Origin of the sequence: Dactylosporangium aurantiacum (genome assembly GCF_000716715.1) — a bacterium.
Lineage (GTDB): Bacteria > Actinomycetota > Actinomycetes > Mycobacteriales > Micromonosporaceae > Dactylosporangium > Dactylosporangium aurantiacum.
Genome location: NZ_JNYJ01000057.1, coordinates 14,389 through 37,535, shown reverse-complemented (window position 1 = coordinate 37,535; position 23,147 = coordinate 14,389). Strand labels below are relative to the sequence as shown.

Below are 23,147 nucleotides of genomic sequence, written 5' to 3'. Positions count from 1 at the left end.
GGACCCCTCCCCAATGCTCCGCTCACTGTTCTCCGGCATCAGCGGCCTGCGCGCGCACCAGCAGATGATGGACGTCACCAGCAACAACATCGCCAACGTCAACACCGTGGGGTTCAAGTCGTCGCAGGTGGTCTTCCAGGACACGCTGAGCCAGATGATGCGGGCCGCCGGCGCGCCGCAGCAGGGTCAGGGCGGCACCAACCCGGCGCAGGTCGGCCTGGGTGTGCGGCTCGGCGCGATCAACACCAGCTTCGTCCAGGGCTCCGCGCAGACCACGGGCCGGGCGACCGACGTGATGATCTCCGGCGACGGGTTCTTCGTGGTCAACTCGGTCAACGAGCAGCTGTACACGCGGGCGGGCGCGTTCAACTTCGACGCCGAGGGCAAGCTGGTCACCCCGACCGGCGCCGCGGTGCAGGGCTGGCCCGCCGTCAACGGCGAGGTCAACACCAACGCGCCGATCGGTGACATCCGGCTGCCGATGGGCACGCTGATCGCGCCGAACGCCACCCGCAACATGGTCATCGCCGGTAACCTGCCCGCCGACGCGCCGGTGAACACGACGATCCCGCGCTCGATCAAGACGTACGACGTGCAGGGCAACGTGGTGACGCTGACGACGACGTTCACGCTGACCGCGGGCGGCTGGGAGGTGGTCGTCTCCGACGGCACCAGCCCGTCGGCGGCGACCCCGCTGACGTTCCTGCCGAACGGGCAGATCAGCCTGCCGACGTACACGGACGCGAACGGCGACACGAAGATCGGCCTGCTGTACGACCCGGACGGCGACGGCGTGGGGGTGGAGGTCGACCTGGCCGGCCTCACGGAGTACACGGGCAACACGACGGTGAGCCCGCTGAGCCAGAACGGCTCGCCGGCCGCGACGCTGCAGTCCTTCAGCATCAACCCGGACGGTCAGCTGGTCGGCGTGTTCTCCAACGGCAACAAGCAGACCGTGGCGCAGCTCGCGCTGGCCAACTTCAACAACCCGCCGGGCCTGGAGAAGGTCGGCGACTCGCTGTACCGGTTCACGGTGAACTCGGGCCTGGCCCAGGTCGGCGTGGCGGGGACGGTGGGTCTCGGCACGTTGCAGAGCGGTGCGGTGGAGATGTCCAACGTCGACCTCGCCCAGGAGTTCACGAACCTGATCGTGGCGCAGCGCGGCTTCCAGGCGAACTCGAAGGTGATCAGCACCTCCGACGACGTGCTGCAGGAGCTGGTGAACCTGAAGCGGTAACCGGACGTTCCGCTCGAAAAGGCCCGCCCTGGTGGCGGGCCTTCTCCGTAGCACCTGCCCGGCAACCGTCAACTCCTCACCTGTCGGGTGATCGGTCCGATGTGAACACCGAAGGCCCCACGGAGGGGGCCTCGCCCACAACCTCCAAGGAGTGGAGCGCGTCGATGATCCTGCTGACCCGCCTCAACGGCCCGGTGTTCGCCCTCAACCCCGACCTGGTTGAGCGGGCCGACTGCACCCCTGACACCGTCGTGACGCTGGTGGACGGCACGAAGTACCTGATCGCCGAGTCGTTGCCGGAGCTGGTGGAGCTGATCCGCCGGTACCGGGCGCAGGTGGTCGTCGACGCCCAGCAGCTGGTCGGGCAGACGCCGGCCGAACGTGCCGAGACCGCCCGCGAGCGGGTCAACGAGACCAACGTCGTCCATCTGCACCGTCGGGAGCGCTGACACCCATGGATCCGGCAACCCTTATCGGTATCGTGCTGGCCTTCGTCGCGATCTTCGCGGCGATGATCCTGGAAGGCGGCAGCCCCGGCTCCATCTTCCTGCTGCCGCCGCTGATTCTGGTCTTCGTCGGCACGCTCGGCGCCGCCATGGCGGGCGGCATGCTCAAGGACACGATCGCGCTCGTCGACTCCTTCAAGCGGGTGCTGCTCGGCAGTGTGGCGCCGGCCGACGGCCTCGTCGACGACATCGTGAAGCTGGCCGAGAAGGCCCGCCGCGAGGGGCTGCTGGCCCTGGAGGACGCGATGAAGGAGGTGCAGGACCCGTTCCTCAAGAAGGGCCTGCAGCTGGCGATCGACGGCACCGACTCCGAGGAGCTGTCCACCATCCTCGAGGCGGAGGTCGACGCGAAACGCAAGGCCGACAAGCAGGCCGGCGCGATCTTCACGGCGATGGGCGGGTACGCGCCGACGATCGGCATCATCGGCACCGTGCTGGGCCTGATCCACGTCCTGGAGAACCTGAGCGAGCCGGAGAAGCTCGGTCACCTCATCGCCGGCGCCTTCGTGGCGACGCTCTGGGGAGTTCTCTCAGCAAACGTCATGTGGCTGCCGATGGGAGCCAAGTTGAAACGCCTGTCGGAGCTCGAGTGCTCGCAGATGGAGCTCGTGATCGCCGGCATCATCAACATCCAGGCAGGGGCCAACCCCCGCCTGGTCGCCCAGAAACTCCGGAGCCTGCTGCCGCCGGGCAGCGCGTCTGACAAGAAGGAGGCCGCCTGATGAGCGGAGGTGCACACGCTGTGAAAGGCGGCAAGCAGGGCGCCCACGCGAAGGGGCACGGCAAGAAGCACGCCGCGCACGACGAGGAGCACGAGAACCACGAGCGCTGGCTGGTCAGCTACGCCGACATGATGACGCTGCTCATGGTGCTCTTCATCGTGCTGTTCGCGATCAGCCAGGTCGACCAGAAGAAGTTCGCGGAGCTCAAGAACGGTCTGGCGGTCGGCTTCGGCTCGCCGGCGGTGGCGTTCGACGGCGGCGAGGCCAACCTGATGGAGTCCTCCGACAGCGACTCCCCGATGGACATGTCCTCGGGCATCGGCGGCACCACGAGCGACGCGACAGCGGTCCAGGAGGCCGTGGCGGCCAAGGAGCGGGCCTCGGCGTCGGCGAGGCAGAAGGCCGCCCAGCAGGAGGTCGAGAACTTCGAGAAGATCAAGGCGCAGATCGAGCAGCGCCTGCAGAAGGAGGGGCTCGCCGACGCGGTGCGGTTCAGCGTCGACGAGCGCGGCCTGGTCGTCACGGTCGTCACCAGCGCGATCGTGTTCGACGGCGGTGAGGCGCAGCTGCTGTCCGCCGGCCGGGAGATCATGGCCGGCATCGGTCCGGCGGTCGCCGGCCTGCCGAACAAGATCGAGGTCGACGGGCACACCAACCAGCTCGCCGCCACGACCGGGACGTACCCGAGCGGCTGGGAGCTGTCCACGGCCCGCGCCTCGACCGTCGTGCGCTTCCTGCACAGCGACGCCGGCATCCCGGAGAACCGCCTGATGGCGTCCGGGTTCGCCGACACGAAGCCGCTGTACCCGGCGGACGACCCGCGAGCGGCGTCGCTCAACCGGCGGGTGGAGATCATCGTCCTGTCAACCCTTCCGGCCGACACCCGGGCGCTGCTGCCCTCGGCGGCTTCGAGCAACTGAGGAAACCGGCGACCATGGCGAACGACGAGAAGGCCGATCAGAAGGCCGGGGCCGACGAGGCCCCGAAGAAGAGCAAGAAGAAGCTCATCATGATCATCGCGATCGTGGTGGTGCTGCTGGGCGGTGGCGCGGGCGGCTATCTCATGCTCAAGCCGTCCTCCGCCACCGCGGAGCCCGAGCCGGAGCCGGGCATCGTGGTGCCGCTGGACGCCATCACGATCAACCTGGCCGACGGGCACTTCCTGAAGCTGAAGCTGTCGCTGCAGGCCACGGCGGACGTCGCGGAGGCGCCGGACGGCAGCAAGGCGCTGGACATCGCGATCGACCTGTACAGCAACCGGGAGATGGCCGAGCTCATGTCCAACCAGGAGCGGGAGCGCTCGAAGGCGGAGCTCAAGGAGAAGATCGAGGCGGCCTACACGGTGGACAAGGAGAAAGAGATCATGGACGTGTACTTCACGTCATTCGTGATCCAGTAGCCACGAACCGGCGGATCTGGGGGTTTTCAAGGAAACCTCCAGGTCCGTTTCGGCCGTTTTCCGTCAAGCTGCACCTGAAAAGACCGATGGTAGGAGAGTGACGCAGTCAACGTCGGCGACCGGTAGCGGCCGCACGCCCGGCAAGATGAGCCGGCGCGGCGGCAAGAGCTCCGGTCCGGAGCCGTATGACTTCCGGCGTCCCACGAAACTGTCCCGTGAACACATCCGAACCCTGCAGATCGCCTACGAGACCTTCGCCCGCCAGTACGCCACGCTGCTGACCACCAGCCTCCGGGCGGTGTCGCAGGTCAGCCTGATCTCGATCGAGCAGCTGACCTACGACGAGTACATCAGCGGCCTGTCGAGCCCGACGATCGTCGCCATGTTCAGCATCGACCCACTACCCGGCACAGCCATTCTGGAGTTCTCCCTGAGCACCGCCATGGCCTGCATCGACCACATGCTCGGCGGCCCGGGCGGTCCGCAGCCCCAACGCCCACTGAGCGACATCGAGACGCCGTTGCTGCACGGCCTCATCGAGCGGACGCTCGGTGAGCTGCGCTACGCCTTCGAGGGCATCGTGGCGTTACGCCCGGAGATGACGACCATCGAGTACAACCCGCAGTTCGCCCAGGCGGGCGCGACGTCGGACGCGGTCATCGTGGCCTCGTTCGAGATGCGGGTCGGCACCGAGGAGTGCGTGGCGAGCATCTGCCTGCCCTTCGGCTCGATCTTCCCGAAGCTGCAGGGTGAGCAGGGCAGCGCGGTGCTCACCGAGGCGCAGCGGCTGGCCCGGGAGGCCGCCTACCGCAACGTGGTCGCCGGGCTGGAGGGCGCGCCGATCGAGGTCGCGGTGCGGTTCCAGCCGGTACGCATGCACCCGGCCGACCTCGTCGGGCTGCGCCCCGGCGACGTGGTCCCCCTGGCCCACACCACCTCGACGCCGCTGGCGGTGACCACGGCGGACATCACGTTCGCCTACGCCGTGCCGGGCGCGCAGGGCAACCGACTGGCCTGTCTCGTGGTGCCGAGCCCACAGCCGGGTCAACGACCGACACACCGGCCCGCCGGACACGCAGCCGGGCAGCTCGGCCAGAACCGCGCTGAGGAGACCCGCCGATGACCATCGCCACCAACGAGGCCATGCTGGCTCGTGCCGAGGCTGCCGCCCAGGCCGCCGTGGCGCTGCTGCCCGCCAGCTCGCCGCTCTCCGTCGGTGCGCCCACGCAGAACGTCGACGAGCCGGCCATCGAGGGCCAGGCGGTCCGCGCCCGGTTCGCCGGCACGGCGCAGGGCGAGGTCGCGATCGTCGTCACGCAGGACCTGGTCGAGGCCCTCGCCAACTCCCCCATGGGCGCCCTGGACCTCAGCCAGGCCGTCCGGCCCGCCCTGGAGGCCGCGGCGGCCACCGTCGGCCCGGTCGTGGTCGACCCCGGCGAGGTGCTCTCCCCCGCCGACGCCATGGGGCAGCTGGCCGGCGCGGGCGGCCTGCTGGTGCCGCTGCGCACCGACGAGGGCACCGTGCAGGCCGTCGTCGCGCTCGCGGTCGCCGTGGAGGTCACCGGCGCCCCGGGCGGCGACGAGCCGCGCGGCGAGCGCACCGACCGCGGCCGGCCCGCGTTCGACCTGCTCCACGACGTCGAGATGGAGGTCACCGCCGAGCTCGGCCGCACCCGCATGAGCGTGCGGGAGCTGCTGTCGCTCGCCCCGGGCGCGGTGATCGAGCTGGACCGGGCCGCCGGCGGCCCCGCCGACCTGCTGGTCAACGGGCGGCTCATCGCCCGCGGCGAGGTGGTCGTCATCGACGAGAACTTCGGCATCCGGATCACCGAGATCGTCGGCCCGTCGGACCGGGCGTAGGACCTGCCGTCATGATCGAGCTGGCACTGCGCGTCCTGTGTTCACTCACAGTGGTTTTTGTACTACTGTGGGCGCTGGCGCGGCTGGCCCGCCGGGGCGTCGGCGGCCACGGGGCCGGCCTGCTGACCGTGCTCGCCCGCCAGCAGCTCAGCCGCGGCTCGTCGGTCGCGATCGTCAAGGTCGCCGACCGGGCGCTGGTCCTCGGGGTCAGCGACGCGGGCGTGTCGCTGCTCGCCGACGCCGACGCGCACCTGTTCGAGCAGCCGGTCGAGGCGTCCCCACCGTCACCGCTGGCCGGCTCGCTGTTCTCCGCCGACGCGTGGCGCTTCCTGCGGGGCCGGCGATGAGGTCCACGGCTGCCGTACGGCTCCTGACCGTCGCAGCCGGGTGCGCCGCGCTGCTCCTGCTGCCGGGCTCCGCCACCGCCGCGCCGACCCCGAAGCCGCCGGTGTCGCCCAGCCCGCCCGACGGCACCGTCAACATCGACGTCGGCGGCGTGCAGCCCAGCCAGTCGATCACCATCATCATCCTGCTGACGCTGCTGTCGATCGCGCCGTCGCTGCTGCTGATGACCACCAGCTTCACCAAGGTCTTCGTGGTCCTGTCGATCACCCGCAACGCGCTCGGCCTCAGCAACGTGCCACCCAACCAGGTGATCGCCGGCCTGGCGCTGTTCGTCAGCCTCTTCATCATGTCGCCGGTCATCGGCGAGGTGAACGACGTCGGGCTGCAGCCGTACCTGCGAGGGGAGAAGAGCCAGTCGGTCGCCTTCAAGGACGGGGTCCAGCCCCTCGAGACGTTCATGCTCAAGCAGACCCGCAAGGACGAGATCGCGCTCTTCACGAAGATCGCCGACCGGCCCCTGCCGAAGAACAAGGACGACGTGCCGCTGACCACGCTGGTGCCCGCCTTCATCCTGTCGGAGCTGCGGGCCGCGTTCATCATCGGCTTCGTCATCTACATCCCGTTCCTGGTGATCGACATGGTCGTCTCGGCGGCCCTCATGTCGCTCGGCATGATGATGCTGCCCCCGGTCACCATCGCCCTGCCCTTCAAGCTCCTGCTGTTCGTCCTGGTCAACGGGTGGGGGCTGATCCTCACCGCCCTCGTGGCCAGCTACCACTGACGAGGTGTACCCCAGATGACCGACACCAAGATCATCGAACTGAGCCTGCAGGCCATGACCATCGCCGCGAAGCTCGGCGCGCCGATCCTGCTCACCGCGCTCATCGTCGGCTTCGCCATCTCACTGTTCCAGTCCGTGACCCAGATCCAGGAGTCGACGCTGTCCTTCGTGCCGAAGGCGGCCGCGATCGGCATCGCGCTGCTGTTCGCCGGCAACTGGATGCTGCACGAGATGGTCACCTACACCGAGCAGCTGTACGCCCAGATCCCCGATCTGATCAAGGGTGCCTGACACCTACACCGTGCCGCTGAGCACGGTCCTGGCGGTCCTGCTCGGCTCGATCCGGGCGGGCGTGTGGCTCGCCCTGTGCCCGCCGTTCAACAACCGCGGCGCCCCGGCACCGGTCAAGGCGCTGCTGTCGGTGGCGATCGCACTGCCGCTCGCGCCGACCCTCGCCCCGCAGGTCCCGCCCCGCATGTCCGCCGGCGTCCTCATCGCCAACGCGGTCGAGCAGGCCGTCGTCGGCGCCGCGCTCGCCTTCGTCACCGCGCTGCTCTTCGCCGCCGTCCAGGTCGCCGGCAACGTCATCGACCTGGTCGGCGGCTTCACCCTGGCCTTCGCGATGGACCCGTTCTCGCTGCAGGGCAACGCCGTCTTCGGCCGGTTCTACAACCTCATCGGCATGGCGCTGATGTTCGCCACCGACTCCCACCAGCTGATCCTGCGGGGGTTCGCCCGCTCGTACACCGCGATCCCGCTCACCGACGCGATGTCGCTGCGGGTCTTCGCCGACATCATCACCGGCGGCCTGGCCGACATGTTCCTGGCGGGCCTGCAGATCGCGGCGCCGCTGGTCGCGGTGATGCTCGCGGTGGACGTGGCGCTGGGCCTGCTGACCCGCGCCGCCCCGGCGCTGAACCCGTTCTCGTTCGGCTTCCCGGCGAAGGTGCTGCTGACCCTGCTGATCGTGGGCTCCGCGATGATGCTGCTGCCCAACGCGATCGCCAACCTGACGGACCGCTCGGTGACGCTGGTCCTGCGCCTGCTCGACGCCTGAACGGGTCGGTTCGGGCGCGAGCACGCGTCAGTGGGCGTCCTCGGCGCGGCGTTGGGGGAACGGTTCGCCGGCGACGGCCTCGGCGCGCAGGGGTTCCTCGTCGCCGGGCGGCTCGGTGGCCGGGCCCTTCGGGCGGTCCCCGGGCCTGCCGTAGTCGCGGGTGACCAGCCGGAACACCGCGAGCATCACCGCCGCCACCGGCACGGCGACCAGCAGCCGCAACAGGCCGGTCTCCACGTCGAGCTGGTGGGTGACGAAGGTGGCGTACAGCGCCGGCGACGCGATCACCAACGCCAGGAACAGCGTGGAGAACCGCGCCATGCCGAGCACGTCAGCCCACCAGGCTCAGGCGCTCGCAGAGCATCGCCGCCCACTGGAACGGGGTCGAGGGGCGGCCGTCGAGCAGCGCCACCGGCAGCCGCAGCGACAGCGGGCTGGCCGGGTCGCCGCTGGACAGGGTGCCGCGCAGGCAGATCGCGTCGACCCGGCGCAGGCCCTGCAGGTGGTGCGCGACGTCGGAGGTCTTGCGGCTGGCGTCGACGACGACCCAGACCGCGACCGGGCGGACCGCCTCGACGATCGCGGCGGCCCAGGCGGACTCGTCCAGGGCGGCCTCGACGGCCACCACGCTCGGCGAGTCGGACTTGCGCAGCTTCTTGGCCCACAGGCGGGCGTCGTGGGCGCCGGTGATGCGGCGCTTCGGGTCGATGCCCGCGGCGGCGGCGTTGCGCCCGGCGAACAGGATGTGACTGGTGTCGAGGCGCTGCGACTCCGCGACCCAGCGGGCGACGTCGACGGCGTGGGTCGACTCGCCGACCACGATGAGCGTCTCGCCCGGGCCGTCGGGGGCCGGCTCGGCGAGCGGCAGCGCCGAGAACGCGTCGACGACGGCGGTGTACGTGTCCGCGGCCGTCGCCCGGAACGCGATGTCGGACGGCACGCCCAGCGACTGCAGCCGGCGGCCCAGCGCCGCCTGCCGCTCCGGCTTCTCCGTCACCGCCGGCGCCGCGCCCGCGCGCTCCGCCACCGAAGCCGGTGAAGCCGGCGAAGCCGACGAAGCCGGCGAAGCCGGTGAAGCCGGCGCGGCCGGCGCGGCCTGAGCACCAGCGGCAGGCGCGGCGCCGGCGGCCGCGGCGGTAGTGGCGGCCCGGTCGGCGGCGGCGCGCTCGGTGGCGGCCGCGGCGGCCGGGCGCTCGGCGGCGGCCCGCTCCGCCGCCTGTGCGGCGGTGTGCGGGTTGTACGCGCCGGCCAACCGTTCGCTCGCGTCCGGTGTCCGCGGCTTCTCCACGGTGGCGGTGGCTTCAACAGGCATTGGGGACTCCTGCCAGAAATCGGTTTCAGGGTCGGACAGCTGTGGTCTGGGCGGGTCCGGCGGTGGTGGCACGCGCCGCCGTGGGTCACCGCCGCCCGGCGCCGCACGCGGGTCCACCGGCGGTGGCTGGAACCGCTGCGGCCGCGGCGTCTCGGGGCGCTGCTCGAACCGCGGGTCGGCGTTGACCTGCCGGACACCGAGCTTCGCGATCGGCTGGTTGGCCGCCGGGCGGAACGGGCGCACCGAGGGCGCACCGCTGGGCGCCTCGGCGGGCGGCGCGTCGGCGAGGAGCCGGTTCAGCGCGTCGGCCGCGGTCGGCGGCCGCGGAGGACCCCCGGCACCCGGCGGACGCACACCTCCGGCACTTGGCGGACCCCCGGCACCCGGCGGACCCGGCGGACGCGCACCCCCGGCACCCGGCGGACGCACCCCACCTCCGGCATTCGGCGGTGCACCTTCCCGCACATGTTCCGCAGCGCTTTCCCACGCGCCTTCCCGCGCGCCGGCGAGCACGTCGGCGAACGTCGGATTCCGGCCCTGCGCCTCGGCCGCATCGGCCAGCGCGGCCAGATCCTGAATACTCAGCGAACGTTTCGGCGTGTCGTCGTTGCGGGGGTCAGGGCCGGATGATTGAGTTGTGGCAGCGGAATCCGGGACCTCCACCGTCAGCTCATATTTCTGGGTGCCGAAAAGGCCACCGACTCCACCGGTGCGCACTTTCTCGGCGGAGACGATGACCGCGTCCGGCCCGTGCTCCGCGCGCACCTGCGCGAGCAGTTCTTCGAGGTCACGACCCTCAAGCAGCAACCGGGTAGGCACCATTCACCACCCCAATAGTCTCAATCCGCAGCGTACTCCCGGCGATCTCCGAGTAGGACAGAACCGGCAAACGCGGCAACGCCATCTGCACCAGTTTCCGCAGTGCGTTGCGCAGTTGCGGTGAGCAGACGAGGACGGGACCGGTGCCGCGTTCCTCGCCGAGCTCGGCGATTCTGGTGAGGTCGGCGAGCATCGACTCGGCACGGGCGGTGTCGATCAGCAGTTGCAGCCCGCTGTCGGTGGGGCGCAGGGATTCCAGCAGTTGCTGCTCCAGTCTCGGGTCGAGCGTGATCGCGGTGAGGGTGCCGTCGTGCGCGTACCGGGCGGCGATCGCCGGCCCGAGCGACGCGCGGGCCGCCTCGACGAGCGAGTCGGGGTCGGCGGACTGTTTCGCCTGCAGCGACAGGGCCTCGAAGATGCGCACCAGGTCGCGGATCGGCACCCCCTCGTCGAGCATCGTCTGCAGCACCCGCTGGATCTGACCGAGGCTGAGCGAGGACGGCGTCAGCTCCTCCACGACGACGGGGTGGGTGCGCTTCACGATCTCGGTGAGCGCGCGGACGTCCTCGCGGCCCAGCAGGCGGCTGGCGTGCACGCGGACGATCTCGGCCAGGTGCGTGATGATGACCGACGCCCGGTCCACGACCGTGGCGCCGGTGAGGTCGGCCTGGTGGCGCAGCTCCGCGGGGACCCACTTGCCGGCGAGGCCGAAGACGGGCTCGACGCCGGCGCGGCCGGGCAGGAAGTCCAGGCCGTCGCCGATGGCCAGGACGGTGCCGGGCGGGGCCTGCCCGCGGCCGACCTCGACGCCGCTGATGCGCACCGCGTACGTGGACAGCGGCAGCTCCAGGTCGTCGCGGGTCCGCACGGGCGGCATGACGATGCCCAGCTCGAGGGCGACCTTGCGGCGCAGCGCCCGGACGCGTTCGAGCAGGTCGCCGCCGCTGGCGTCGACGAGGTCGACGAGGTCGGGGGCCAGGGCCAGCTCCAGCGGGTCGACGCGCATCTCGCCGAGCAGCGCCTCCGTCGGGTCCGGGGGCGGCGGCTCGGCCTCGGCGGCGGCCGCGGCCTGCTCCTCGGCCTCCGTGACCGGCTTCGGCAGGCGCTGCGAGATCACCAGCACCGCGGCGCCCACGAGCAGGAAGGGCAGCTTCGGCAGCCCGGGAATCAGGCACAGGGCGAGCGCCGCGCCGCCGCCGATCTGCAGCGCCCGGCGGTTCTGGCTGAGCTGCTTGCTGACCGTGGTGCCCATGTCGCCGTCGTTGGCGGAGCGGGTGACGATGAGGCCCGTCGCCACCGACAGCAGCAGCGCCGGGATCTGCGAGACGAGACCGTCGCCGACGGACAGCAGCGAGTAGGTCGCGATCGCGTCGCCGGGCGACATGCCGCGCTGCAGCATGCCGATCGCGAAGCCGCCGATGAGGTTGACCAGCGTGATGATGATGGCGGCGATCGCGTCGCCCTTGACGAACTTCGACGCGCCGTCCATGGCGCCGTAGAAGCTCGCCTCGGAGGTGATCTCGGTGCGCCGCTTGCGGGCCGTCGCCTCGTCGATGAGGCCGGCGTTGAGGTCCGCGTCGATCGCCATCTGCTTGCCGGGCATGGCGTCGAGCGTGAAGCGCGCGCCGACCTCGGCGACCCGTTCGGCGCCCTTGGTGACGACCATGAACTGGACGATGAACAGGATCAGGAAGATGACGAGGCCGACGATGAGGGAGCCGCCGACGACGAAGTGGCCGAACGCGTCGATGACGGCGCCGGCGAAGCCGTCGGTGAGCACGAGCCGGGTCGCGCTGATGTTCAGCGCCAGGCGGAACAGGGTCGCGATGAGCAGCAGCGACGGGAACGAGGAGAACTCGAGCGGCCGCTTCACGTACATGCTGACCAGCACGATCACGAGCGCGAGGGTGATGTTCGAAGCGATCAGCGTGTCCAGCAGGAACGCCGGCAACGGCACGACCATCATGAGGATGATCAACACGATGCCGATGGGCACGATGAACTGCGACAGGCGTTTGGGCACGCTCTCCTCGTCTTTCTGATGTGACGCGTTCCCCTGATCGGTGCCGAACGGGTGGTTCTGAGGGTTTTCCTTTGGTTGCAGCGCCGGGTGCCGATGGTTGGGGCGTGCAGCCCGCCACCACCTCCCACCCGGACGCGACACAGCTCGTGCACATCGGCCGCCAGCCGCTCTACGACTGGGCCGGCCATGTCGTCGGTTACGAGCTGCTGTTCCGCGGCGCCGCGGACGAGGTCGAGGCGTCCCGCCGCAGCGCGTACGCCACCAGCCAGGTCATCGTCAACGCCTTCACCGAGTTCGGGCTGGAGCAGCTCGTCGGCGGGCGCAAGTGCTTCATCAACCTGACCCGCGACTTCCTCGTCGGTGACCTGCCGCTGCCGTTCGACCCGGACCACGCGATCCTGGAGATCCTGGAGACCGTCGAGATCGACGACGCGGTGCTCGCCGGCACCGCGCGGCTGGTGCAGCAGGGGTACGAGATCGCCCTCGACGACTTCGTGTTCGGCCTCGGCCACGAGCGGCTGCTCGGGCTCGCCGCGTACGTGAAGCTGGACCTGCTCATCCGCGAGCCGGACGAGCTCATGGAGGTGGTGGAGCGGTGCCGGCGGTACCCCGGCATCAAGCTCGTCGCGGAGCGGGTCGAGACCGAGGAGCACATCCTGCTCGCCAAGCAGGTGGGCTTCGACCTGCTGCAGGGGTATGCGGTCGGCCGGCCCCAGGTGCTGACGGCGGTGGCGCTGTCCCCGTCCCGGCTGCGCCGGCTGGAGCTGCTCGGCGCGGTCACCGCGGAGGACGCCGACATCGCGAAGGTGTCCTCGATCGTGCAGAGCGACCCGGCGCTGTCCTACCGGGTGCTGCGGGCCACCAACTCCGCCGCGTCGGGCCTGCCGCGCAAGGTGGCGTCGGTCCGCGACGCCGTCGTGCTGCTCGGCTCGGCGAAGATCCGGCAGTGGGCGGCGCTGATGCTCGTCAGCGACGTGGCCGAGTCCGCGACCGAGGACCAGCTGTCCACGACGATGGCCCGGGCCCGGCTGTGCCAGACCGTCGCGGAGCGGCTCGGGCTGCAGGGCGACGCGGCGTTCACCGTCGGGCTGCTCGCCGGGGTCGCCGAGCTCATCTCGGAGCCGGTCGCCGAGCTGGTCAACCGCCTGCCGCTGACCGTCGAGGTGGCCGACGCGCTGGTCGACGGGCACGGCCGGCTCGGTCAGGTGCTGTCGATCGTGCGCGCGTACGAGGTCGCCGACGAGCAGGCGCTGGCCACCTCCCCGGTGTCCTCGGTGGAGCTGGCGAAGGCGTACCTGGCGGCGGTCGGCTGGTCGATGCGGACGATCGAGGGGGCGCTCGGCCGGTAGATGGCTGGCGAGAAGACCGAGCAGCCTACCGAGCAGAAGAAACGGCAGGCACGGCGTGAGGGCACCCGGGCCCGCACGCCGGATCTGGGCGCGTGGGGCGGGGTGCTGCTGGCCAGCGTGCTGCTGCCGATGACGGCCCGCAACGTCATGTCGCGCAGCCAGTCGCTGTTCATGCGCAGCACGCAGGCGTTCGTCGACCCCGAGCCGGCGAAGGCACTGGAGCTGCTCAAGGCCGGCGTCAAGGACATCGCGATCCTGTCCGCGCCGATCACGGTGGGCCTGTTCGTGTTCGCGATCCTCGCCACCGCCGCGCAGGGCGGCCTGCGCCCGGCGACGAAGCTGCTGAAGCCGGACTTCAAGAAGCTCAACCCGTTCAAGGGCCTGAAGCGGACCTTCGGCGGGCAGGCCGCGTGGGAGAGCGTCAAGTCGCTGGTCAAGGTCGTGATCCTGGGCCTCGTGGTCTACAACACGATGCAGACGCTCATCCCGACGCTGCTCGGCGCGACGGCGATGCCGCTGCAGACCATCATCGCCCTGGTCGCCGACACGGTGCTGAAGGTGATCCGGGTCGCCGCGGCAACCGGGCTCGCGCTCGCCTTCGCCGACTACTTCGTGGCCAAGCGACGGGTCAACAAGCAGCTGCGGATGTCGAAGGAGGAGGTCAAGGAGGAGCACAAGAAGTCCGAGGGCGACCCCCACGTCAAGGGCCAGATCCGGCAGCGCCAGCACGAGATGGCGCGCAGCCGGATGATGGCCGACGTGCCCCGCGCCGACGTCGTCGTGGTCAACCCGACGCACGTGTCGGTGGCGCTGCGGTACGACCCGACGAAGGGCGCCCCGCGGGTGGTCGCGAAGGGCATGGGCGTGATCGCCCTCAAGATCCGCGAGGTGGCCGGCGAGCACCGCGTCCCCATGGTCGAGGACGTGCCCCTGGCCCGGGCACTGTACGGCGCCTGCGACGTCGGCGACGAGATCCCCGCTGAGTTCTTCGGCGCGGTCGCCCGCGTCCTGGCCTTCATCATGATGCTCAAGTCGAAGGGCTCCGCCGCGGGCGTGCACACCGTCCCTGAGCATCGTTGAGTGCCCGCCGACGGCGGTGTGCTGGCAGAGTGCTGGGCATGGACGAGTTCGACGTCGTGGTGGTCGGTGCCGGGCCCGCGGGTGCGGCGGCGGCGCTCGCCGCGCGGCGCGCCGGCGCGAGCGTGCTGCTGCTGGACAAGGCCGACTTCCCGCGCGACAAGCCGTGCGGTGACGGCGTCGCCCCGCACGCCCTCGACGTGCTCGCCGGGCTCGGGGTGACCGGCGTGGAGGAGGGCTCCGTGCCGGTGCCGTCGCTGCGGCTCGTCGGGCCGGCCGGCGGGGCGGTCGCCCGGGCGCACGCCCGGCCCGCGTACACGGTGCCGCGCAAACGGCTGGACGGGCGGATCGCGGCCGCGGCGGTGGCCGCCGGGGCGGTGCTGCGCCGGCACACGGTGCGCCGGGTCGAGGAGCGCGGCGCCCGGGTCGTGCTGGACGGGGCGGTGTCCGCGGGCGCGGTCATCGGCGCCGACGGCGCGTACTCGGTGGTGCGCCGGGCGCTCGGCCAGCCGCCGAACGGCCCCGGCCACCTGGCGCTCGCCATCCGCGGCTATGCGCCGTTCGACGGCCCGGCGGAGCAGCGCATCGTCACCGCGGCGCGGGAGTGGCCGGCGTACGCGTGGGCCTTCCCCATCGGCGACGGCACCGCCAACGTCGGCTACGGCGAGATCCTGCGCGGCCGGCCCGTCTCCCGCGCGCACCTGCTGGACCGGCTCGCGGCGCTGCTGCCCGACGTGGACGTCGCCGCGGCGACCGGCCTGCGCGCCCACCACCTGCCGCTGTCGACCCGGCGGCCGGCGCCGGCCCGGGGGCGGCTGCTGCTCGCCGGTGACGCCCTGTCCCTGATCAACCCGTTCACCGGGGAGGGCATCTTCTACGCGGTGCTGTCCGGCGCGCTGGCGGGGGCGGCCGCGGCGGCGCCCGGGGACGCGCCGGGGCGCCGGTACACCGCGGCGCTGCGGGCGCGGCTCGGGCGGCACCTGCGCCACTCGCGGGCGGCGGCGCTGCTCGGCGGCCGGCAGTGGATCGTCAACGCCGCCGTGCGGGCCGCCGACCACCGGCAGGCGGTCTTCGACGACCTCGTCGAACTGGGCCTCGGCGACGGCACCCTGACCCCGCGCACGGTCGCCGCCATCGCCCGGCACACGGTCAGCCGCCGCTGAGCCGGCGAGCGGTCGCTGCCGCCCGGCACACGGTCAGCCGCCGCTGGGCGTGCCGGCCGCGGGCCCGCCGTCGCTGAGGTTGCCCGCCATGCGGGCCAGGGTGCGCACCGTGGTCAGGTAGTCCTCGTCCGGCACGCCCGCGGCGGCGCGGCGCCGGACCTCGGCGACGTCGGCCGCGATCGCCGCCCGGGCCGTCTCGCCGTCGGCGGTGAGCGCGCCGTCCGGCGTGACCCAGCCACGGGCGGTCAGGTCGGCGACGACCTCCGCGTAGGGCCGCTCCCCCGGTCCCCAGAACGGGTCGCCCGGACCGAGCCCGTTGAGCACCTGCCAGTGCCGGCGGCGTAGCTGCCGCCCGTCGAGGGTGCGCCGGAACGCGTCCTCGATCCGCCGGTCGACCTCGCGCAGCCAGTAGCCGATCGGCCGCTCCTCTGGTTTCATGGAGCCTCCAGTACATGCGAAAAGAATGTAGATAACAAAGATTATGCATGACGCGTTGTCCGCGGTCGAGACCGCGATGGTCGCCATCCGGCGCAGCCAGACCCGTCGCGCGCTGGCCCGCAGCGGTCCGACCGGCGGGGTCGACCCGGCCGTGTTCGACGTCGTCGACGCCGTCGAAGGGCTCGGCGACCGGGCCACGGTGATGGCGGTCGCCGCGGCCCTGGACGTGGCGCAGCCCCGGGCGAGCAAGCTCGTCGCCGCCGCCGTCGAGGCCGGCTGGCTGCGGCGCGAGGCCGACCAGGCCGACGGCCGGCGCTCACTGCTGGTGCGCACCGCGGCGGGCCTGGCGCTGTCGGAGCGGGTGCACGCGGCCCGGCGGGCCAGGTTCGCCGCCGCGACCGCCGGCTGGCCCCCCGCCGACCTGGACCGGTTCGCGCAGCTCCTGACGCGCTTCGTCGCCGGCCTCACCGAAACGGCCGCAGATCGCCACTGAGCGTCGATTCTTCAACGCTTCGCGGCACGGTAATCTTCGCGCCAGGGGTGATGCGGTTGACCGGCGCCGACGGCCAGGACGATGTGCTCATCGAGCCTGCGCTGTCCGACCTCGCGCACCGGTGGGTCGCCGCCGTCCGCCAGACCAGCTACCTCGACATCGGCGCCGAGGCGCTGCGCGCCCGGTTCGACGACTTCGTCGTGCGCCTGGCCGAGGTGCTGCGCGCCGAGCCCTTCGACCCCGAGCCCGCCGCCGCCGTCGGGGGCGCGCTCATCGAGGTGGGCCTGTCCAGCCCGGAGGCGCTGCAGCGCACGATCGCGGTGCTCGCGGGGTTGCCCGCCGCCGCCGACGGCAAGCCCGACGACGACCGCATCGGCGCGATCCTCGGCGCGGTCGCGGCCGGCTTCACCCGCACCGGCCGGCAGCGCGTCCTCGACGACCAGGAGCGGATCCGCCGCGCCTGGGCCCGGGCGCTCACCGACGCCGAGCACAGCCTGCAACTGGAGCTGCACCACCAGGCGCACCACGACCCGCTGACCGGCCTGCCCAACCGGGTGCTGCTCTACCGGCACCTCACCGACACGCTGAGCGCGGCCGGCGAGGGCGAGCGGATCGGGGTCTGCTTCCTGGACCTCGACGAGTTCAAGACCATCAACGACACCCTCGGGCACGGCTCCGGCGACCGGCTGCTGGTCGCCCTCGCCGACCGGCTGCGGGCCTGCGTCAACGGCGCCGGGCACCTGGTCGCCCGGGTCGGCGGCGACGAGTTCGTCGTGGTCGTGCGCGACAGCAGCGGCCCCGGCCAGCTGACCGAGCTGGCCGAGGCGATGCTGGCCGAGCTCAGCAAGCCGGTGCGTCTCGACGGGCACGAGCTGGCGGTGTCGGCGAGCATCGGCATCGTCGAGCAGCCCTGCCTGGGCGCCGAGCCCGAGGAGCTGCTGCGCGCCGCCGACGCCACCCTCTACCTGGCCAAGGAGGAGGGGCGGGCGCGCTACGCGCTGTTCGACGTCAAGCGCAACGCGCAGCAGGTCCTGCGCTACGGGCTGACCGGCCGGCTGGCCGGCGCCCTGGACCGCGGCGAGTTCGAGCTGGTGTACCAGCCGCTGGTCGTCCTCGCCGACAACCGCCTGCGCGGCGCGGAGGCGCTGCTGCGGTGGCGGCACCCGGACCTCGGCACCGTGTCACCCAACACGTTCATCCCCGTCGCCGAGCAGTCCGGCATGATCCACCCGCTGGGCCGCTGGGTGCTGCGCGAGTCGTGCCGGGTCGCCGCCGACTGGCAGCGCGCCCACCCCGACACCCCGCTGCTCATCAGCGTCAACGTCTCGCCCCGCCAGTGCACCGACCCGCGTCTGCTCGACGACGTGCGGCACGCCCTGGCCGACACCGGCCTCGACCCGACCAACCTGCAGCTGGAGCTGACCGAGACGGTGCTCATGCAGTCGACCGGCCGGCCGGTGCAGACCCTGCGCACCATCGCCGACCTCGGCGTGCGCATCGTCATCGACGACTTCGGCATCGGCTACTCCAACCTCGCCTACCTGCGCCACCTGCCGGTGCACGGGCTGAAGCTGGCCGGCGCCTTCATGGCCGGCATCCGCTCCCTGGCCAGCGACCACGTCGACGAGCAGATCGTGGAGACGGTGATCCGGCTCGCGCACACGCTGCAGATGACCGTCACCGCCGAGGGCATCGAGACAGCCGACCAGGCCGCCCGGCTCGCCGCCCTCGGCTGTGACCTCGGCCAGGGCTGGCACTTCGGCCGCCCGGTCACCCCGGCCGAGATCCCCACCCGCTGACCGCCGCCACCAGGCCGGCGGACCTGACGGCCGGCCAGGCCCGCCGGTCAGGCCGCCGTCATGTTCGCGGTCAGGACCTGGCGCAGGCGCGGCGCGAAGGTGGCCGGGTCGTCGACGAACGCGATGTGCCCGCCCGGGAAGACGGCCCGGTCCGTGCCCAGCCCCGCGGCCAGCGCGGCCGAGGTGCGGTCGCAGATCTGCCCGGTGGAGTCCTCCCCCACGCCGACCACGATCCGCACCCCGCCGGTGCGCAGCGCGTCGAGGTCCGGCGCCCACAGGGTGGTGCCGCGCATCTCGTGCAGGAACCAGAACCGCTCGTCGGCGGCCTGCTGGGCGTCCGGCGGGGGCGGCGCCGCCGACGGATCCACCGGGATGTTGGCGTTGACCAGGAACTTCATCCAGGCGCCGGGCACGTCCCCGGCGGCGTACGTGGCGATGATGTCCTCGACCGCCGCGCGCTGGCCGGCGGCGTCCGGCAGCAGCTCCGTCAACGGCGGCTCGTGCGCGACGAGCGTGTGCACCGCATCCGGATGCGCCTGGGCCAGCGCCAGCCCGGTGACGGCGCCGCCGCTGGTACCGAAGACGGCGGCGGGACCGATGCCCAGGTGGGCGATCAGCTGGGCGAGGTCCGCCGCGCGCAGCTGCGGGGTCGAGTCCGCGGACGGGTCGTCCGGGACGCTGGCGCCGACACCCCGCGGGTCGGTGGTGAGGACGGTATGGTCGGCGGCGAGCAGCTCGGCGAGCGGCGCGAGGAACCTGGTGCCCATCGGGGCGCCGGCGAGCACCAGCAGCGGCCCCCGGCCGCGCACCTCGTAGTACAGGGTGGCGTCGGGCACCCGCAACGTGTGGTTCATGAACCCTCCAGATCAAGGCGGTGGACATGCCGGTCGAATCGTCGGTCGAAGATGAGACCGGCGCCGGGGCGCGGAATCGTCGCGATCCCGGCGAGGAGTTCACGAAGCTGGTCGAGCCGCTGCGGGCGCAGCTGCACGCGCACTGCTACCGGATGCTCGGCTCGGTCCACGACGCCGACGACGCGCTGCAGGACGCGCTGCTGCGGGCGTGGCGCGGGATGCACACGCTCAAGGAGGAGGGTTCGCTGCGGGCGTGGCTGTACACCGTCGCCACCCGCACCTGCCTGGACCTGGCCGCGGCCCGGGGGCGGCGGGCGCTGCCGATGGACCTGGGGCCGGCCAGCGAACGCGTCGTGCTCGCCGACACGCCGTCGACCGAGGTGGCGTGGCTCGAGCCGTACCCGGACGCCGTGTACGAGCGGCGCGAGACCGTCGAGCTGGCGTTCGTCGCGGCGCTGCAGCACCTGCCCGGCAACCAGCGGGCGGCGCTGCTGCTCTTCGACGTGCTGGGCTTCTCCGCCGCGGAGATCGCCGCGATGATGCGCACCACGCCGACGTCGGTGAACTCGGCCCTCGCCCGGGCCCGCCGGCTGGTCGCCGAGCGCGTGCCGGCGCCGGCCCAGCAGCGGACTCTGCGCGACGTCGGCGACGCGCGGGTGCGGCAGCTCGTCACCCGCTACGCCACCGCGATGGAGCGCGGCGACACGGCCGGCCTCGTCGCCCTGCTCACCGAGGACGTGACCTGGTCGATGCCGCCGCTGCCGCACTGGTACCGCGGGGCCACCGCGATCGAGTTCGCCGCCGAGGTGCCGCTCAAGCGCTGCGGCTCCTGGCGGCACCTGCCGGCGACCGCGAACGCCCAGCCCGCGGTCGCCTGCTACCTGCGCGACCGCGGCACGGGCTCGCACCGCGCCTGGTCGGTCAACGTGCTGGCGCTGCGCGGCGACCGGATCAGCGCCATCACGTCCTTCATCGGTGAGGCCCACTTCACCCGGCTCGGGCTGCCGCCGGCGCTGTGAGCCGTCACACGCTGCTGCGGCGCAGGCGGATCCAGCGGTACCCGTAGCCGGCCAGCCGCAGCTCGGTGAAGTCGCCGACCGGCTCGTACTCCTGGTCGGCGAAGACGTCGTTGGGCAGGTGCGTGTCCTTGGCCAGGTCGCCGAGGTCGACGACGGCGTCCTCGGTGCCCAGGTTGTGCAGGAACAGCATCGAGCCGGTCGGCCCGTCGGCGCGGTGGGCGAGGACCCCCGCCGGGAGCGGCTTGTCGACGCAGGCGCACGTGCCGCTGCCGACCTCCGGGCTCTCCCGCAGCGTCCGGATCATCCGCTCGAACCAGGCGAGCAACGACCCCGGGTCGTGCCGCTGCGCGGTGACGTTGACGGCGTCGTACGCGTAGTCGCCCTTGCTGATGACCGGGCGGATCGGCTCGGCGTCGCTGAACCCGCCGTTCTTCGCGAACGACCACTGCATCGGCGTGCGGATGGCGTACCGGCCGACCTGGCTCAGGTCCTCCCCCATGCCGATCTCCTCGCCGTAGCGCAGCACCGGGGTGCCCCGCAGCGTGAACTGCAGCGAGTAGGCCATCTCCAGCCGGCGCCGGTCACCGCCGAGCATCGGGCCGAGGCGGCGGCGGATGCCGCGGTCGTACAGGCGCATGTCCTCGTCGGGGCCGAACTGCTCGAACACGTCCTCGCGCTGCTCGGCGGTGAGCCGCGACAGGTCGATCTCGTCGTGGTTGCGCAGGAACGTCGCCCACTGCCCGCCCGGCGGCAGCTTCGGGGTGGTCTTCAGCCAGTCGATGACCGGCTCCGGGTTCTGCCGGGCGAGAGCCAGCACCAGCCGGCCGTTGAGCATGAAGTCGAACAGCATGTGGATGCGGTTGCCCGACCCGCCCGCGTCGCCGAAGTACTCCGGCAGCTTCTCCGGCTCCACGTTGGCCTCGGCGAGCAGGACCGCGTCGCCGCGCCGCCACTGGATGTGCTGGCGCAGCTCGGAGAGGTAGTCGAAGTCCATCGGACTGTCGGTGCGCCCCGGCTCGGTGAGCTCGATGATGAACGGCACCGCGTCCATGCGGAACCCGGCGACGCCGAGCTGGATCCAGAACGCGAGGATCTTCTTGATCTCGGCCCGCACGAGCGGGTTGGCGAAGTTCAGGTCCGGCTGGAAGTCGTAGAAGCGGTGGTAGTACCAGGCCCGGGCGCGGCGGTGGTAGGTCCACGTCTCGGCCTGCTCGCCCGGGAACACCATGCCCTGGAAGCGGTCGGCGGGCTCCTTGTCGGACCACACGTACCAGTCGCGGTACGGCGAGTCCTTCGACGCGACCGCCGACTGGAACCACGGGTGCTCGTCCGAGGTGTGATTCACCACGAGATCGATGATGACCTTGATGCCCCGGTTCGCCGCCTCGTGCAGCAACTCGGCGAAGTCGCCCAGGGTGCCCAGTCTCGGGTCGACGTTGTAGAAGTCCGTGGCGTCGTACCCGTCGTCCCGGCCAGGCGTCGGATGGATCGGATGCAGCCACAGGCAGTTGATCCCGAGCCTGGTCAGATAGTCGAGACGACTGATGAGACCTTGAAAGTCGCCGATGCCATCGCCGTTGGAGTCCTGGAACGTCTCGACGTCCAGGCAATAGATGACACTCTCGGTGTACCAGCGCTCGCCCATGTGCTCCGGGGTTACCGAATCGGCAATGACGCAAACGCGTGCTTGCGTGCGCCCCGTCCCGACCGCGAGGATGGCTCCCGGGGGGCTGATGGTCGACTTCGCCGGCGCGCTACGTGACGCCATCCAGGCACGGGGCCTGGGACTGGAACGCATCCAGGAGCGGCTTCGCGCCGGGGGTTTCTCGGTGAGTCTCGCCACGTTGAGTTACTGGCAGACCGGGCGGAGCCGCCCGGAGCGGCGTGAGTCCCTGGCGGCGCTCGCCGAGCTCGAGAAGATCCTGGAGGTCGAGCCGGGGTCCCTGGCCGCCCTGGTGGGCCCGCCGCGCCCGCGCGGCCGGCACCTGCACAAGAGCCAGGAGGCGCCGAGCCTGGGGGCGTTCTGGTCCGAGCAGGACCTCATCACCGACCTGGCGCAGGGCGTCGACACCCGCTGGGACGAGCGGCTGACCCGGCTCAGCCAGCACGACCGGGTCAACGTCGGGCCGGAGCGCGAGGAGGTCTCGTTCCTCGTCCGGCAGGTGTTACGGGCCGAGGCCGACGGTCCCGACCGGTATGTGGTGATCGTGCGCCTCGACGAGCTGGAGCACCCGCTCCCGCTGATCACCGCGGTCCGCAACTGCCGCCTGGGCCGCGTGGTCGAGCACGTGGAAAGCGCGTTTCTCCTCGCGGAGCTGCTCTTCGACCGCCCGCTCGCCAAGGGCGAGACGGTCATCACCGAACATGCGCTGCACAATTATCCGCCGTTTCCGACAGCGACCAACTATGAGCGCAAGTTCAGGCTTCCGGTGCGTGAATACGTGCTCGAGGTGTGTTTCGACCCGGCCGCGCTACCGCGGGCCGTCAATCAGTTCCAGCAGATGGACGGCCAGACCGAACAGGTGACCCCTTACGAGGTCGACGTGGGCAATTCAGTCCACGCGATCGCGCTGGACTACGGCCCGGGTCGTTATGGGTTCCGATGGGACTGGGACTGAGTTCCTGCTGCTCAGATGGTCTTGGGCAGTTGGGAACAACGGGGCGCCGGTGTGTCCAGCGCCCCGCCTCTGTTCCCGGACATAACCGGCGTCACCATCTGAACGGCTGGGATGTCGCCGCGACGGTAAGGGTGGAACGCATGTGCCGCCTCCACAAGGAAGTCGTTTTCCTTGGCAATGACGTTATGGCGGCGCACGAACCACCGGAAGATCTCCCCGCGGCTTAACAGTTAACGCTCGACCCCCGGCCGCCCTTAACAGTTAAGTATGGGAAAT

General features: G+C 71.5%; 24 protein-coding genes. 18 read left to right on the top strand and 6 right to left on the bottom strand.

The window, feature by feature from the left end; all coding sequences use genetic code 11:
- Positions 1-13 precede the first annotated feature (13 nt).
- The 11 genes from OP18_RS43575 to OP18_RS43525 all read left to right on the top strand — a co-directional run bounded on the left by OP18_RS43575 (position 14) and on the right by OP18_RS43525 (position 7,907).
- On the top strand, positions 14-1,237 hold the full coding sequence (locus OP18_RS43575) for a flagellar hook protein FlgE (RefSeq protein ID WP_033365204.1): 1,224 nt from the start codon (positions 14-16) through the stop codon (positions 1,235-1,237).
- 164 nt (positions 1,238-1,401) lie between these two features.
- Positions 1,402-1,686: a flagellar FlbD family protein gene (locus OP18_RS43570; protein ID WP_033365203.1), complete on the top strand. Its 285-nt coding sequence runs from the start codon at positions 1,402-1,404 to the stop codon at positions 1,684-1,686.
- 5 nt (positions 1,687-1,691) lie between these two features.
- Positions 1,692-2,465 (top strand): flagellar motor protein, encoded by a 774-nt coding sequence (locus OP18_RS43565; RefSeq protein WP_033365202.1) that lies wholly within the window; start codon positions 1,692-1,694, stop codon positions 2,463-2,465.
- The gene (locus OP18_RS43560; protein ID WP_081971610.1) at positions 2,465-3,385 is read left to right on the top strand and encodes an OmpA/MotB family protein; all 921 of its coding nucleotides are present in this window, start codon (positions 2,465-2,467) and stop codon (positions 3,383-3,385) included. Before OP18_RS43565 ends, OP18_RS43560 begins: the two co-directional genes overlap by 1 nt.
- 14 nt (positions 3,386-3,399) lie before the next feature.
- Positions 3,400-3,864, top strand: coding sequence for a flagellar basal body-associated FliL family protein (locus tag OP18_RS43555; protein WP_033365200.1), 465 nt, complete (start codon positions 3,400-3,402; stop codon positions 3,862-3,864).
- 97 nt (positions 3,865-3,961) lie between these two features.
- Complete coding sequence (locus OP18_RS43550; RefSeq protein ID WP_245635737.1) at positions 3,962-4,987, top strand: flagellar motor switch protein FliM; 1,026 nt, start codon at positions 3,962-3,964, stop codon at positions 4,985-4,987.
- Positions 4,984-5,724 (top strand): flagellar motor switch protein FliN, encoded by a 741-nt coding sequence (gene fliN / locus OP18_RS43545; RefSeq protein ID WP_033365199.1) that lies wholly within the window; start codon positions 4,984-4,986, stop codon positions 5,722-5,724. Before OP18_RS43550 ends, fliN begins: the two co-directional genes overlap by 4 nt.
- Positions 5,725-5,735: 11 nt before the next feature.
- Positions 5,736-6,071: a FliO/MopB family protein gene (locus OP18_RS43540; protein ID WP_081971609.1), complete on the top strand. Its 336-nt coding sequence runs from the start codon at positions 5,736-5,738 to the stop codon at positions 6,069-6,071.
- Positions 6,068-6,850, top strand: coding sequence for a flagellar type III secretion system pore protein FliP (fliP, locus tag OP18_RS43535; RefSeq protein WP_033365198.1), 783 nt, complete (start codon positions 6,068-6,070; stop codon positions 6,848-6,850). Before OP18_RS43540 ends, fliP begins: the two co-directional genes overlap by 4 nt.
- Positions 6,851-6,865: 15 nt before the next feature.
- Positions 6,866-7,141 carry a flagellar biosynthesis protein FliQ gene (gene fliQ, locus OP18_RS43530; RefSeq protein ID WP_033365197.1) on the top strand — a complete coding sequence of 92 codons (276 nt, stop codon included), beginning with the start codon at positions 6,866-6,868 and terminating at the stop codon, positions 7,139-7,141.
- Positions 7,134-7,907, top strand: a complete 774-nt coding sequence (locus OP18_RS43525) for a flagellar biosynthetic protein FliR (RefSeq protein ID WP_052388211.1) — start codon at positions 7,134-7,136, stop codon at positions 7,905-7,907. Before fliQ ends, OP18_RS43525 begins: the two co-directional genes overlap by 8 nt.
- 27 nt (positions 7,908-7,934) lie before the next feature.
- On the opposite strand, the gene OP18_RS58170 is transcribed toward OP18_RS43525, so the two are convergent.
- From OP18_RS58170 to flhA, 3 genes are all read right to left on the bottom strand, one after another.
- Positions 7,935-8,228 (bottom strand): hypothetical protein, encoded by a 294-nt coding sequence (locus OP18_RS58170; RefSeq protein ID WP_156090193.1) that lies wholly within the window; start codon positions 8,226-8,228, stop codon positions 7,935-7,937.
- Positions 8,229-8,238: 10 nt separating this feature from the next.
- Positions 8,239-9,219, bottom strand: a complete 981-nt coding sequence (locus OP18_RS43515) for a hypothetical protein (RefSeq protein WP_156090192.1) — start codon at positions 9,217-9,219, stop codon at positions 8,239-8,241.
- Positions 9,220-10,015: 796 nt separating this feature from the next.
- Positions 10,016-12,061, bottom strand: coding sequence for a flagellar biosynthesis protein FlhA (flhA, locus tag OP18_RS43510; RefSeq protein WP_033365193.1), 2,046 nt, complete (start codon positions 12,059-12,061; stop codon positions 10,016-10,018).
- A gap of 104 nt (positions 12,062-12,165) precedes the next feature.
- Between flhA and OP18_RS43505 the strand changes: the two genes are divergently transcribed.
- The 3 genes from OP18_RS43505 to OP18_RS43495 are packed head-to-tail and all read left to right on the top strand — an operon-like array spanning position 12,166 to position 15,650.
- Positions 12,166-13,410: an EAL and HDOD domain-containing protein gene (locus OP18_RS43505; RefSeq protein WP_245635736.1), complete on the top strand. Its 1,245-nt coding sequence runs from the start codon at positions 12,166-12,168 to the stop codon at positions 13,408-13,410.
- Complete coding sequence (locus OP18_RS43500) at positions 13,411-14,490, top strand: EscU/YscU/HrcU family type III secretion system export apparatus switch protein (protein ID WP_033365192.1); 1,080 nt, start codon at positions 13,411-13,413, stop codon at positions 14,488-14,490. It begins immediately after the preceding gene.
- A 38-nt stretch (positions 14,491-14,528) separates the two neighbouring features.
- Positions 14,529-15,650 carry a geranylgeranyl reductase family protein gene (locus tag OP18_RS43495; RefSeq protein WP_033365227.1) on the top strand — a complete coding sequence of 374 codons (1,122 nt, stop codon included), beginning with the start codon at positions 14,529-14,531 and terminating at the stop codon, positions 15,648-15,650.
- Between the two features lie 33 nt (positions 15,651-15,683).
- On the opposite strand, the gene OP18_RS43490 is transcribed toward OP18_RS43495, so the two are convergent.
- The gene (locus tag OP18_RS43490) at positions 15,684-16,088 is read right to left on the bottom strand and encodes a hypothetical protein (protein WP_052388210.1); all 405 of its coding nucleotides are present in this window, start codon (positions 16,086-16,088) and stop codon (positions 15,684-15,686) included.
- Positions 16,089-16,131: 43 nt separating this feature from the next.
- On the opposite strand from OP18_RS43490, the gene OP18_RS43485 reads away from it, so the two are divergent.
- Positions 16,132-16,581, top strand: coding sequence for a MarR family winged helix-turn-helix transcriptional regulator (locus OP18_RS43485; protein ID WP_033365190.1), 450 nt, complete (start codon positions 16,132-16,134; stop codon positions 16,579-16,581).
- A 50-nt stretch (positions 16,582-16,631) separates the two neighbouring features.
- The gene (locus OP18_RS43480) at positions 16,632-18,380 is read left to right on the top strand and encodes a putative bifunctional diguanylate cyclase/phosphodiesterase (protein WP_081971608.1); all 1,749 of its coding nucleotides are present in this window, start codon (positions 16,632-16,634) and stop codon (positions 18,378-18,380) included.
- A gap of 47 nt (positions 18,381-18,427) precedes the next feature.
- Here OP18_RS43480 and OP18_RS43475 read toward each other — a convergent pair whose 3' ends face one another.
- Entirely contained in the window at positions 18,428-19,234 is an 807-nt protein-coding gene (locus OP18_RS43475) for an alpha/beta fold hydrolase (RefSeq protein ID WP_033365189.1), read from the bottom strand.
- A 26-nt stretch (positions 19,235-19,260) separates the two neighbouring features.
- Between OP18_RS43475 and OP18_RS43470 the strand changes: the two genes are divergently transcribed.
- A complete protein-coding gene (locus OP18_RS43470; protein WP_033365224.1) occupies positions 19,261-20,253 on the top strand; it encodes a sigma-70 family RNA polymerase sigma factor in 993 nt (330 codons plus the stop codon).
- A gap of 4 nt (positions 20,254-20,257) precedes the next feature.
- Here the strand turns inward: OP18_RS43470 and OP18_RS43465 are convergent, their stop codons facing one another.
- Entirely contained in the window at positions 20,258-21,898 is a 1,641-nt protein-coding gene (locus OP18_RS43465; RefSeq protein WP_033365188.1) for an alpha-amylase family protein, read from the bottom strand.
- Between the two features lie 88 nt (positions 21,899-21,986).
- On the opposite strand from OP18_RS43465, the gene OP18_RS43460 reads away from it, so the two are divergent.
- On the top strand, positions 21,987-22,871 hold the full coding sequence (locus OP18_RS43460; protein WP_211273861.1) for a helix-turn-helix domain-containing protein: 885 nt from the start codon (positions 21,987-21,989) through the stop codon (positions 22,869-22,871).
- Positions 22,872-23,147: the final 276 nt, after the last annotated feature.